Source organism: Lactobacillus sp. ESL0246, assembly GCF_003692965.1.
Classification (GTDB): Bacteria; Bacillota; Bacilli; order Lactobacillales; family Lactobacillaceae; genus Lactobacillus.
The window spans coordinates 56,068-68,483 of the sequence record NZ_REHC01000003.1 but is presented as its reverse complement, the minus strand read 5'-3'; the positions used below and the strand labels follow the sequence as shown (position 1 = coordinate 68,483).

The following is a 12,416-nucleotide window of genomic DNA, read 5'->3' as shown; positions in this document are numbered from 1 at the left end:
CAGATTGATTTTTGGTCCAATCTAGAGGGTTAACTTCAGCCAACTGCTGCTTTTTTAATTAATATAAATATTTTTGAATAACCTTTTTAGGATCCTTACCTGAACGAATTTTCATTTCTAATTCAATGGCAACATCAGCCATAATTGACTGCGGATCAATCACATGATAAGGATGATGCGGTGCTTTTTCTTGTGCTAAAGATAGTTCTGTACAACCAAGTAAAATCACATTGCATTTATATTGATCATGCATAATTCGTAAAATGCGATGATATAATTTCGCATCTACAACACCTTTTTCTTTAATATTGGAATATATGAGTTTAGTCACTAAAGGTTGCACCTCTGGCCCACCCAATTCTACATGCCGGCCTACTTTTTGTAGCTCATCAACATAAAGATGATCATAAATTGAACCTTCAGTTGCAATTAATCCTATTTTCTTTTCCTGTGGATACTCATCTACAAATTTATGCACTGCAATTCTCATCATATGCAAAAATGGTATTTCCGTTAAACTTGCCAGCTCATCATAAAAATAATGTGCGGTATTGCAAGGCATTACAAAAAAATCGGGATTCAACTTTGCTTGCTGCAATACATCATCATGCAAATCACCAAAAAAATTAGGCTGACAATGATCTTTGATATAGGCTGTTCTATCTGGAATTTGAGCATCATTTACTAGAATGTAGTTTAAATAATCTTGATCTTTTGTAATTTTTATATGGTGATTAAGCAGATGGACATAACTTTCTGTCGCAATCGTTCCCATCCCACCAATAATACTAAAAAAATGTTTCATTTTTTGTTTTTCTAACTATTAAAATGTCCTTCTTGATCTTCAAGCTTATTAATTGCCTGCTGAGCTACAGTAATGTCAGAAGGGTACGGTGTGTTGATACCACGAACCTTTTGAAAACCATCTTCACCTTTACCACAAATTAGAACGATATCGTCTTTAGATGCCATACTAATAGCATCATAAATGGCTTTTTGTCGATCCAATTCAATTGTGACATCAACTTTTGAATGATCAATTCCCGTATCAATTTCTTGGGCAATTTTTTGGGGATCTTCAAAACCAGGATCATCAGTAGTCAAGAAAACTTTGGTAGCATATGCATTTAAACTATGACTAAAGCCTGGTCGACGTGATACACCTTTGTCTCCCGGTGCGCCAACAACAACAATAATTTTAGGATTATTAAACTCACGTTGCATGAACCCCATTAGAGCCATCATTGAGGCTTCATTATGTGCATAATCAACTACAACAGTTCCATGCTTTTTTGTGATTTCAGTCTGCATTCTTCCAGGAACAGTAACTTCACCAATTCCCTTTGCAGCGATAGCATAATCTAATCCTGCCAACCCAGCACCAATTACAGCGGCAGTACCATTAGATTCATTAAAATCGCCCAACATCTTTAACTTATAACTACCAGCAATTGGCAATTTTTTAGCTTTCGGACTAACGCAAAGAAGCTGGAAACAAGTTTGAATCATATCAATTTCTTGAGTTGAATAGCGAAAATCAATTGTTTGCTTCAAGGCAGGATTAGAAAACTTTTCATCAGCAAATAAATATATGCTATCAGGAGCTGTTGTTGTCGTTGCTGCTGCATAAACTTCCTCAAAGTGATCAGTTTGAGCATTAATAATGCATTTACGGGCATTAACAAGCAATTGCAACTTACAATGTAAATAATCCGCAAAATTTGGATGTTCATTTGGTCCAATGTGGTCTGGAGAAATATTCAAGAAGAAACCTAAATCATAAGTTAAACCAAACACACGATTCTTCTTGTATGCTTGACTTGAAACTTCCATTACCAAATGCGTCATCCCGTTATCAACAGCAGTCCGCATATCGCGAAATAGATCCAGTGATTCTGGTGTCGTTAAGCTAGACTTAAATGTATCTGCTTCATTTTGTCCCACAACATTATTTACAGAAGAAATTAGGGCAGTTTTCCCACCATTAAATTGATCTAACATCCCTTTTAAAAAGTATGCTGTCGTTGTTTTACCTTTGGTTCCCGTAATTGCTACAACGTATAGGTCATCTTGCGGGAACCGGAAAAATGCTGCCGACAATAAAGCCATTGCCTTAGATACATCACGTACGATTAAGGCATGCATTCCTTTTCCTTCTGGATATGGTTGTTCAGCTACATAACAATTTGCGCCATTATCCTTAGCCATCGACAAATAAGTTGGACGAAATCCTGCTCCCTTACAGAAGAACAAGGTGTTAGTTTGGATATCACGCGAATCATATGAAACATACTCCATCCTTGCCGTAACTGTGTCCTGAACTGCACTTGATTTAAGCAAATGATGTTCTTTTAAAATTAAAATACAGGTATTTAAAGAAATACTCATGTTATACCCCTCTATTGTTGATCTTAGTCAAAATTATAACATAGCTAGCCATTAATTTTTGCATTCTTGGGATTTAATGGTAAACAAATGATAAAACTAGTCCAATCTGTCCCAGATTCGCAACTGATTGTACCATGATGTAATTCAACAATACTCTTAGTAATTGATAATCCCAAACCGGTTCCACCCGTTTCAGTGTTACGTGATGGTTCTACCCGGTAAAAGCGTTCAAAGATTTTTTTAAGTGAAGATGAGGGAATTGGGGCTCCGTTGTTTTCAACTCTTAATTCAACTTCATTATTATTCACTAAATTAGCTATTAACTTAATTTGAGTTGCACCTTTACCATATTTTAAAGCATTGGTAATTAAATTATTATACACTCGCACTAATTTCTCTGGATCAGCTTGAATCATTAACTCCTTTGGTCTAGTCTCAATGCTAAAAGTAATTCCCTTTTCATGTGCTTCAAATTCAAATCCAGCAGCAACTTGTTCTAACATTGAGAAAATGTGTAGAGACGTCAAACTAAGTTTCGTACTAGTTGATTTTAGAGTGGTATAATCTAGCAAATCATGAGCTAAAGATTTCATCTGTTCAGCTTTCATATAAGCAATATCGAGATACTTTTGTTGATCTTTAGGATCAGCAACACCTGATTTCAACAATCCCAAATAACCAATAATTGATGTCAATGGTGTTCTAATGTCATGCGAGACATTACTAATTAACTCATCTTTTGAACGTTCAATTGCTTTTTCTTCATTAATTGCATTAACTGTACTAGCAACCAAAGAATTAATTGAATCTATCACCTTTTGCAGATCTGTTTTTACTTTAAAAGAAATTGTGTGATCAAAATGGCCTTGGGCAATGTAATGTAATTCAGAAATAACATGACGCAATTGCATTTGATGATAACGACGAATTAAACGCCAATAAAGCACAATTAGGTCAGCAATTCCCATCATAATCAAAAAAGTATTTTGCCATGACCATAAGTGACGGCCCCCAGCAAAGGTAATCGTTTTTTTTAAAAAATAAATTCCATTGACTAAATTTTGGTTCTGTAAAATTGTTAGATAAATTAGAATAACAATCGATAAATTTAATAACAGTAACAATACTACTGTTATTACGCCTTCAGCAAACAACTCGCTCTTTTCTGCAGCTGTGAGCTTTACACGTTCCTTTTTCATTAATTAAGCCTCAACTTTATAGCCGACGCCCCAAACTGTTTGAATAACATCTTCGCCCCCAGTGGCTTTTTGAATCTTGTCACGCAAATGTGACACATGAACCATTACAGTTTTTGCTGAAACAATTGATTCTTGCTGCCAAACCCGCTCAAAAATTTCATCAGCAGAAAAAACACGATTAGGATGACTTGCGAGTAAGTACAAAATACCAAATTCCAAAGCTGTCAGCTGAATATCTGTACCATCAATCGTTTTTACTTCATGCGAATCACGGTTAATAACCAATGGTCCAATTTCTAAAATATCAGGTTCATCATCTTTAACTTGTCTTTGACTTCGACGAAGAAGTGAACGAACTCGTGCCATTACTTCAAGTGGGTTAAATGGTTTAGAAACATAGTCGTCAGCACCAGTGATTAGACCTTGAATTTTATCCATATCTCCAGTTTTAGCAGAAACAATAATAATTGGAATATCCGAGTCTTTCCGGACTTCCTTAATTACATCAATTCCACTCATATTTGGCATCATCACATCTAAAATCATTAATGCAATATCTGGACTTGTTGTAAGTTTAGTAATTGCTTCTTTGCCGCTATAAGCCACGACGGGTGTGTAACCTTCATTTTTAAGGTAAATACTTAATAATTCAACGATTTCTTTGTCATCATCAACTACCAAAATTTTCATTAGGTTCTTCCCTTCTTTTTGTTTTGTTGAATCCTTCATATATAGTGTAGCAGAACTTATGTCTCATATTTTAGCTAATTTAACTGTAATCACCTAATATTCGAACTCATCTTATCTTTTTATTAAAAAAAGCCAGGACGTTTTGTAATGAGTGACAAAAGTTAGATAACTTGCGCCACTCATTATACTTCCCAGCTAAAATATTATTTATTAATTCTAATTATATTTAAATATTCAATGCGCCACTGATGATCAATATAGCTCTGACATTTATTATTCTGATCTTGAATTCGAATTTCTTTAGCCTTACATGAGAGCCTTAACATTTGAACTAAATTTTTTCATCAATCGTAATTAAGTTGTCAGATAAATTATGAGGCTACGAATTTAATTTAAGCAATAAACAAGCCTGAGATACAGGTGTTTCATAAAAATTATTTACCATACTACCATGAAAGAAGTCCTCTACAAAACTATTAGCCGGATGACTCAAAATAACTTGGGGCAAGCTTAAGTGAAAACAAAAATGATGGTTTAATTAAATTAAAAGTTTTTCAGTTATTCAATTTCTTTTTTACCAGTATACAATTCGTAGTAGTATCCCTTTTGCTTTAGCAATTGGTCATGGTTACCTGCTTCAATAATATGACCATGATCAAGAACTAAAATCAAATCAGAATTAACAATTGTGGATAAACGGTGCGCAATCACAAAACTAGTCCGACCAGCAAGTAGGTTATCCATTCCAGACTGAATTAATTTTTCTGTTTGAGTATCAATACTTGAAGTTGCTTCGTCTAAAATCATTACCGGTTCATCAGCTACCATTGCTCGAGCAATACTCAGTAATTGCATTTGACCTTGTGAAAGATCGCCACCATTACCATCAATGATAGTTTGATAGCCTTCATCCAAATGATGAATAAATTCATCTGCATGTGACAGATGAGCAGCTTGATAAATATCGTCATCACTAGCACTTCTATTACCAAAGCGAATATTATCCATAACAGTTCCAGTAAACATATGTGTTTCTTGCAAAACAATTGATAAGGATTGCCGTAAATCATCTTTTTTAATTCGCTTCAATGGGATCCCATCATAAGTGATTGTACCGGAATCTATTTCATAAAACCTATTCAACATATTAGAAATAGTAGTTTTCCCCGCACCGGTTTCGCCAACTAGAGCCACTTTCATTCCTGGTCTGGCATCAAGAGAAATATTATATAAGATTTGCTTATCAGGAGAATAACTAAAATTGACATTATCAAAAACAATGTGACCCTTTACCGTAATCTTTTTTATTGTTCCATCTGCTTGGGGCACATTCCAGTGCCACATTCCCTTAACATTTTCATCTTTTGAAATTGTTACATCGCCATCATCGATCTCAATAGGTTGATCTTCTAAATCAAAAATTCTCTTAGCACCAGCTAAAGCCATTACAATTGAGTTTAATTGTTGCGATATTTGGGCAATCGGCATTGCAAATTGTTTCGATAACTGCAAGAAAGCACCAATGACTCCAAGCGATATTGGTGCAATGCGATTAATCGCCACTGCACCGCCTAAAATAGCAATTAAAACATAAAGTAAATTCCCCATGTTTCCCATAATTGGAAATAAAATGGTGGCATAAGTATGAGCCTTACCTGATGCAGCTTCCAATGCCCGATTATAGCCTTCAAAATCTTCTTCTACCTCGGGTTCATGACTAAATACTTTAATTACTTTCAAACCATTCAACATTTCTTCATTATAACCATTGACTTGGCCAAGTTCTTTTTGCTGTTTTTGAAAGTAGTAAGCCGATTTAGATGTTAAGAACCGTACGATCCCGATTGATAAGACAAAAACAATCAGAGTAAATATTGTCAATTGCCAACTTAAACTAAGCATAGCCCCCAAAACAAAGATAATATTAAGTCCTGAATTGACAAATTGGGGAATTGATTGCGAAATCATCTGCATCAATGTATCAATATCATTTGTATAACGACTCATTATATCGCCGTAATCATTCTCATCAAAGTATGCAATAGGCAACTGCTCCATGTGTTCGAACATCTCGTTACGTACACGGTATTGTACTTTCTGGGCTAACACAGCCATCAACATGGCAAACAGATAGCTGGAAATAAAACCGATTGCGTACATACCAAACATTACCATTATTGCACGCCAAAGTGGCCCAAAGTCTGGATGAGCTTGCTTAGTTAACGGAATAATATAAACATTGATTAACCGTTCAATGAACAATGATCCAGCAACTGTTGAACCTGCCGCTAAAATTATTGCAATAATTGATGTGATGAGCATCCATGGACTAGTATTTACCACTAATTTTAGCAGACGATATAAAGTTTGAGACTTCTTCTCCTTCATACTTGTATTCTTATTTTTTCCTGCTTTATCCAACTTCATCACCTACTTCTTCTGTTCTTCTTGGAACTCAGCAATTGAACTGTACAAATCGTTACGCTTCATCAATTCATCATGTGTACCAATATCCTGAATTTTACCATCATCCATCACAACAATTCGATCCGCATCTTTAATTGAAACAATTCGTTGTGAGATGATAATTTTTGTTGTATCCGGCATATTTTTAGACAATGATTCTCGAATTTCACGTTCAGTTTGAGTATCAACTGCAGAAGTTGAGTCATCTAAAATTAGAATTTTAGGGTTCTTAAGGAGGGCTCGTGCAATTGTAATTCTTTGCTTTTGTCCACCAGAAACATTTGCTCCACCTTGTTCAACCATTGTGTCATATTGATTAGGCATTTCACGGATAAAGTCATCTGCATGTGCAACTTTAGCTGCCGCTACAACTTGATCGTCGGTAGCATTTTCATTTCCCCATTTTAAATTTTCTTTGATTGTACCTGAAAATAGCACATTATTTTGTAAAACCATTGCTACATTATCACGCAATGTTTTTAAATCATATGATTTAACATTATGTCCAGAAACACGTACCGCACCTGATACAGTATCATACAAACGAGGAATCATCGCCACCAAGGTTGATTTAGACGATCCAGTTTTACCAATTATCCCCAAGGTTTCACCTGCATTGATATGCAAATTAATATTACTTAAGGCTAGCGCTTTATCTTCTTGGTCATACTTAAAATTGACATGATCAAAAATCACTTCACCATTATTCAAATGAGTCAATGGCTTACGTGGATTTTCAATTGAAGGCTCTTCGTTAATTACGTCCGCTATTCTTCGACCACTGGCAGATGAAAGAACTAGTTGCGTGAAAATCATTGCCAAAATATTTAAACTATTCAAAACTGAATTTGAATAAGAAAACATTGAAATCAGTTGACCTGTTTGTAAAGTGCCACCCACGATTTCTTTAGCTCCAAACCAGCAGATGGCTAAATTAGAAATATTTAAAACTGCAATTACAATCATCGAATTAAGTGACATAATCTTCTGCGCAGTTGAAAATAATTTGTAAATAAATCCTGAAGCTTTATTGAATTTTACCGTTTGTGGTTTTTCCTGAACAAAAGTCTTTACTTCACGTATTCCACGAACATTCTCTCGAACAACTTCGTTCATTTGGTCATAACCCTTAAAGATTTTAGGAAAATACGGACTGACGCTTTTGATTACTAATGCTAACAGCAATATAAAAACCGGTGCCAAAACCACAAAAATAAGCGATAATCGTGGACTAATAATGAGTGACATGATTATCGAAACAATCAGCATCATTGGGGCTCTAACAGCAATTCTAATCAATATTTGATACGCCATCTGAACGTTATTAACGTCTGTTGTCATTCGCGTAACTAAACTTGCACTGGAAAACTTGTCAATGTTTTCAAATGAGTAATCCTGAACATGATAAAACATATCCTTACGCAAATTCGCAGCAAATCCTGCCGCAGCGTGAGCGGAAACATAACTAGCTCCTGCTCCCAATACTAAGGAAATAACAGTAATAACTAGTAGAATCAAGCCCCATTTTGTAATATAAGACATGTTGCCTTTCATGATTCCATTATCAATTAAAATACCAACCAGATATGGAATTAACATTTCAATGATAACTTCACCTGTAACAAGTAATGGCGACAACAATGATAAATTCTTATACTGCCTAATTGATTTACGCAGTGTGTTAATCATTAAATACCTCTTTCTATTCAATACAAAATGTTGTTTCTTTTCTACAAGTAACTTATTTTAAAAAGGATAAATAGATTATTAAACCTATTTATCCCCTTTTAAATATAGAGTTCTTTTAGTATAGCTCTTTTCTTGACAAAAAGCACTTTATTTGTTTTTGGCAGCCGGTGAGAAAACGGAACCAACAATTTCAAAGTGTCGCCGAAATAACCACCGAATGCCGTAGGCAATAAGAGCAATAATAATATTGGTCATACCAGGTAAAACCGGATTAACTACTTGCAGCGCTGGAATTGATAACACCATTATCCAGCCATATAAAACCACTATTATTCCTGCCATACCCAAAATAATTTTGGTCCAAGGAATTTTTTTATTCTTGCCATTATCTGGTAGAAGCCAAGTATTATACTTGGTCATAAAAATTCCCATTAATGCCCCAATGCTAATTAAAGTTAAAATTCCCATTTGTGAATTATTTTTAGAATTTGGCTGGAACAATGCTATTAACCCAAATATACCCACAAAAATTGCAACATAAAGTAATGCACTATCAACTGCATACTGCCAAAACGGAATGTCTGCTGCAGTTTTGAGCTTAGGTTTTAAAATATCAGCCGCTTTGATTTTAGGTGACATATTATAAAAATTGTTAGCTGGTTGCCCATGGCGCTGGGCAATGAGTAAATCTGGCAAAAGCTTATTGATTTTGCTTATTGCAGTTTCTTGACTCAGCTTACCTTGATTTTCTAATTCTTTTTGCAAACGAAAAATATAGTCAGCATTCTTCTTACTTAATTGTTTGCGTAATTCTGCAGGTGCCATTTGTCTGACTTGCTCTTCCATATTCTGATTAGCAACTTTATCTTTCAGTTTTGTTTGCTGATCAGCATCTATTTTTACTTGTTCTTCTTGTTTATTTTCTGCCATTATTTTTTCCTAAACGTTAAATCTAAATTCAATAATGTCACCGTCTTGAACTTCATAATCTTTACCTTCAAGACGTAATCTACCAGCTTCTTTAACTTTTTGCATGGTTTCATACTTATTTAAATCGGCAAAAGAGACAACTTCAGCTCGAATAAAGCCACGTTCAAAATCGGAATGGATTACTCCAGCTACTTGTGGTGCCTTCATCCCTTCATGAAAAGTCCACGCACGCGTCTCAGGACCACCAGCTGTAAAGAAAGTTCGCAGCCCCAATAGATGATATGCAGCCCTAATCAAACGATCAAGTCCAGATTCAGTTACTCCTTCTGCCTCCAGAAATTCAGCTTTTTCATCATCATCAAGACCGGCAATTTCTTCCTCAGTCGCTGCAGAAATTCCTAAACATTCAGCATGCTCTTTGTCAGCGTGCTTTTTAACAATTTGATAATAATGATCATTTTCTGCATCTGCCATTGATTCTTCAGCAATATTCGCAACATAAATAACCGGTTTAGCTGTTAAAAGAAATAGGCCCCTAACAATCTTCAGTTCATCATCATTAAAAGTAATTGAGCGAACAGCCTTACCTTCTTCTAAAACTGGCTTAATCTTTTGTAAAACTTGTAATTCAGCCTTGGCATCCTTGTCATTTTGTTGAGCTAGTTTCTTTACTTTATTAATTCTTCTGTTTACTGCGTCCAGATCAGAAATTGCTAATTCTAAATTTATCGTATTAATATCTTCTTCTGGATCAACCTTGCCAGTTACGGATGTTATATTATCATCTTCAAACGCTCTTACAACGTGAATAATTGCGTCAGTTTGCCGTATATTTTCTAAAAATTTGTTACCAAGTCCTTCACCTTTAGAAGCCCCCTTAACCAATCCTGCAATATCGGTAAATTCAAAAGTTGTGTGCACTATTTTTTTGGCCGGAATCAATTCTTGGATTCTACCCAAGCGTTTATCCGGAACTTCCACCATTCCAACATTCGGCTCAATCGTAGCAAACGGATAATTGGCCATTTCGGCTCCAGCTTTGGTAATCGCATTAAACAACGTTGACTTTCCAACATTTGGCAAACCTACAATTCCAGCAGTTAATGACATCTTCAACCTCTTCTTATAAAAATTATTTATTATCTTGATTAAAATCTGGTAACGCAATTGATGCTTTAGGAATATATAGCTCATTTTTACTATTTACCGGATCATTAGCTTTAGTTAAAACTTTCTTTAAATTATGAACAAATTTTGCTCGTGAAATTAGCACGATATGCCCACATCCCATACACTTTAAACGAATGTCTGCACCTAAGCGCAGGATTTCCCAATTGTTTGTTTTGCAAGCATGCGGTTTTTTCATCAATACCGTATCTGCTAAATTATAAGAAATATCCTTATTCATCTAAATCAACACCTAATATTTCAAGAATTCTGTTTAGCTCATCGACAGAAGAAAAACCTATCGACAAATGTCCATTACCTTTTTTACTTTCAGAAATATTAACACTTGAGCCTAACTTGTTAGCTAGCTGGTGTTCGCTTGCTTTAATAAAGGCAGATTTCTGAATTACCTTTTTCTGCGGTTTTTGCGAATTTAAACTAGCTACTAAAGCCTCAACTTTCCTAACAGGCATTCCTTCTTTAACGACCTGTTTAGCAACCTCATCGATTCTATCTTTGTTTTTTAATCCTAAAAGTGTTCTGGCCTGTCCCATCGACAATTCACCATGTTGTAACAAGTGCTTGGTCTTATTTGGTAAAGTCAATAATCGCAAGTAATTAGCGATATATGGTCGAGACTTGCCCATTCGCTTAGATACTTCTTCCTGGGTTAGACCCAAATTTTTTTGCAGCATCTCATACGCTTGCGCTTCTTCTAGCGGAGTTAAATCCTCACGTTGCAAGTTTTCGAGAACAGCAACCTCCATCATTTGACTTTCACTAAAATCACGAACAATTGCCGGAATGGTGGTTTCCTTTGCTAATTTTGATGCACGATAACGTCTTTCACCAGCAATAATTTCATAACCATTAACTGATTTACGCACAATGATTGGCTGAAAAACACCGTTTTCCTTAATTGAATCGGCCAACTCTTTCAAAGTTTTATCATCAAAACTTTTCCTAGGCTGATATGGATTGGGTCTAATTTCACTTAAATTAATATCAAGAATTTCTTCTTCGGTTTCTTCAGCTTGCGGTTCATCTTCAAATAATGCCTCAATTCCGCGTCCGAGACCGCCATGCTTCTTACTTTCTTTATTTTTTAAGTCTCTTACCATGATTCTTTAACACCTCCTTGGCTAAATCATCGTATACCTTAGCACCGCGTGAGTTAGGGGCATATTCAGTAATTGCTTCCCCGTAACTAGGCGCTTCCGCTAATTTGGTGATTCGAGGAATAATTGTCTTATAAACTTTATCTGCAAAATAAGATCGAACTTCCTTAACAACTTCAGCTCCCAAGTTGGTTCGAGCATCAAGCATTGTCATCAAGACTCCTTCAACCCCTAAATCTTTATTGAAATGCTTTTGAACTAGTCGAATTGTATTAAGTAACTGACTTAATCCTTCCATTGCATAATATTCACTTTGAACGGGAATTAAAATTGAATCTGATGCGGTAAAAGCATTAATTGATAATTGCCCAAGAGATGGTGGACAATCAATAAAAATAAAATCGTAATCTTCACTAACCGTATCAAGAGCTGATTTTAAACGTGTCTCACGAGCCATCATGCTGATTAATTCCGTTTCGGCACCCGATAAGTTAATTGTTGCTGGTACAAGGTCTAATTTAGTAGTTGTGGTGTGAAAAATTGTGTCTTTTAGTGGAACATCATTAATTAAAACGCTATAAATATCTTGATTAATTTCTGATTTTTCAATTCCTAACCCAGAAGTTGCATTTCCTTGAGGATCAATATCAACAATTAATACTTTATACCCACGTTCAGCAATTGAAGCAGCTAAGTTAATGGTCGTTGTGGTTTTGCCAACACCACCCTTTTGGTTAGCCACAGAAATTACACTCACCATATTTTCCAT

Annotated in this window: 11 protein-coding genes; all 11 read right to left on the bottom strand. The window is 35.3% G+C overall.

Translation table 11 applies throughout. From position 1 onward, the window contains the following. Positions 1 to 58: 58 nt before the first annotated feature. The 11 genes from F5ESL0246_RS01085 to F5ESL0246_RS01035 all read right to left on the bottom strand — a co-directional run bounded on the left by F5ESL0246_RS01085 (position 59) and on the right by F5ESL0246_RS01035 (position 12,407). On the bottom strand, positions 59 to 805 hold the full coding sequence (locus F5ESL0246_RS01085; RefSeq protein WP_122017715.1) for an aspartate/glutamate racemase family protein: 747 nt from the start codon (positions 803 to 805) through the stop codon (positions 59 to 61). Positions 806 to 816: 11 nt separating this feature from the next. Further along, positions 817 to 2,388 (bottom strand): UDP-N-acetylmuramoyl-L-alanyl-D-glutamate--2,6-diaminopimelate ligase, encoded by a 1,572-nt coding sequence (locus tag F5ESL0246_RS01080; RefSeq protein ID WP_122017714.1) that lies wholly within the window; start codon positions 2,386 to 2,388, stop codon positions 817 to 819. 44 nt (positions 2,389 to 2,432) lie between these two features. Then, positions 2,433 to 3,587 carry a cell wall metabolism sensor histidine kinase WalK gene (locus F5ESL0246_RS01075; protein ID WP_122017713.1) on the bottom strand — a complete coding sequence of 385 codons (1,155 nt, stop codon included), beginning with the start codon at positions 3,585 to 3,587 and terminating at the stop codon, positions 2,433 to 2,435. A gap of 3 nt (positions 3,588 to 3,590) precedes the next feature. After that, positions 3,591 to 4,277: a response regulator transcription factor gene (locus F5ESL0246_RS01070; protein ID WP_122017712.1), complete on the bottom strand. Its 687-nt coding sequence runs from the start codon at positions 4,275 to 4,277 to the stop codon at positions 3,591 to 3,593. A gap of 558 nt (positions 4,278 to 4,835) precedes the next feature. After that, positions 4,836 to 6,665, bottom strand: coding sequence for an ABC transporter ATP-binding protein (locus tag F5ESL0246_RS01065; RefSeq protein ID WP_369916896.1), 1,830 nt, complete (start codon positions 6,663 to 6,665; stop codon positions 4,836 to 4,838). A 42-nt stretch (positions 6,666 to 6,707) separates the two neighbouring features. Beyond that, positions 6,708 to 8,432 carry an ABC transporter ATP-binding protein gene (locus F5ESL0246_RS01060; protein WP_122017710.1) on the bottom strand — a complete coding sequence of 575 codons (1,725 nt, stop codon included), beginning with the start codon at positions 8,430 to 8,432 and terminating at the stop codon, positions 6,708 to 6,710. A 147-nt stretch (positions 8,433 to 8,579) separates the two neighbouring features. Further along, on the bottom strand, positions 8,580 to 9,362 hold the full coding sequence (locus F5ESL0246_RS01055; RefSeq protein WP_122017709.1) for a DUF1129 family protein: 783 nt from the start codon (positions 9,360 to 9,362) through the stop codon (positions 8,580 to 8,582). 9 nt (positions 9,363 to 9,371) lie between these two features. Continuing rightward, a complete protein-coding gene (gene ychF, locus F5ESL0246_RS01050; protein ID WP_122017708.1) occupies positions 9,372 to 10,472 on the bottom strand; it encodes a redox-regulated ATPase YchF in 1,101 nt (366 codons plus the stop codon). A 22-nt stretch (positions 10,473 to 10,494) separates the two neighbouring features. Then, a complete protein-coding gene (locus F5ESL0246_RS01045) occupies positions 10,495 to 10,770 on the bottom strand; it encodes a DUF951 domain-containing protein (RefSeq protein WP_122017707.1) in 276 nt (91 codons plus the stop codon). Further along, positions 10,763 to 11,650 carry a ParB/RepB/Spo0J family partition protein gene (locus F5ESL0246_RS01040; protein ID WP_122017706.1) on the bottom strand — a complete coding sequence of 296 codons (888 nt, stop codon included), beginning with the start codon at positions 11,648 to 11,650 and terminating at the stop codon, positions 10,763 to 10,765. The genes F5ESL0246_RS01045 and F5ESL0246_RS01040 overlap by 8 nt, the downstream gene beginning before the upstream one ends. Beyond that, positions 11,628 to 12,407, bottom strand: coding sequence for a ParA family protein (locus F5ESL0246_RS01035; RefSeq protein ID WP_122017755.1), 780 nt, complete (start codon positions 12,405 to 12,407; stop codon positions 11,628 to 11,630). Before F5ESL0246_RS01035 ends, F5ESL0246_RS01040 begins: the two co-directional genes overlap by 23 nt. Positions 12,408 to 12,416 lie beyond the last annotated feature (9 nt).

Excerpts from the sequence above, each read along its gene's own strand:
- F5ESL0246_RS01085 (WP_122017715.1), bottom strand. The coding sequence starts at position 805 with ATGAAACATTTTTTTAGTATTATTGGTGGGATGGGAACGATTGCGACA.
- F5ESL0246_RS01080 (WP_122017714.1), bottom strand. The coding sequence starts at position 2,388 with ATGAGTATTTCTTTAAATACCTGTATTTTAATTTTAAAAGAACATCAT.
- F5ESL0246_RS01075 (WP_122017713.1), bottom strand. The coding sequence starts at position 3,587 with ATGAAAAAGGAACGTGTAAAGCTCACAGCTGCAGAAAAGAGCGAGTTG.
- F5ESL0246_RS01070 (WP_122017712.1), bottom strand. The coding sequence starts at position 4,277 with ATGAAAATTTTGGTAGTTGATGATGACAAAGAAATCGTTGAATTATTA.
- F5ESL0246_RS01065 (WP_369916896.1), bottom strand. The coding sequence starts at position 6,665 with ATGAAGGAGAAGAAGTCTCAAACTTTATATCGTCTGCTAAAATTAGTG.
- F5ESL0246_RS01060 (WP_122017710.1), bottom strand. The coding sequence starts at position 8,432 with ATGATTAACACACTGCGTAAATCAATTAGGCAGTATAAGAATTTATCA.
- F5ESL0246_RS01055 (WP_122017709.1), bottom strand. The coding sequence starts at position 9,362 with ATGGCAGAAAATAAACAAGAAGAACAAGTAAAAATAGATGCTGATCAG.
- ychF (WP_122017708.1), bottom strand. The coding sequence starts at position 10,472 with ATGTCATTAACTGCTGGAATTGTAGGTTTGCCAAATGTTGGAAAGTCA.
- F5ESL0246_RS01045 (WP_122017707.1), bottom strand. The coding sequence starts at position 10,770 with ATGAATAAGGATATTTCTTATAATTTAGCAGATACGGTATTGATGAAA.
- F5ESL0246_RS01040 (WP_122017706.1), bottom strand. The coding sequence starts at position 11,650 with ATGGTAAGAGACTTAAAAAATAAAGAAAGTAAGAAGCATGGCGGTCTC.
- F5ESL0246_RS01035 (WP_122017755.1), bottom strand. The coding sequence starts at position 12,407 with ATGGTGAGTGTAATTTCTGTGGCTAACCAAAAGGGTGGTGTTGGCAAA.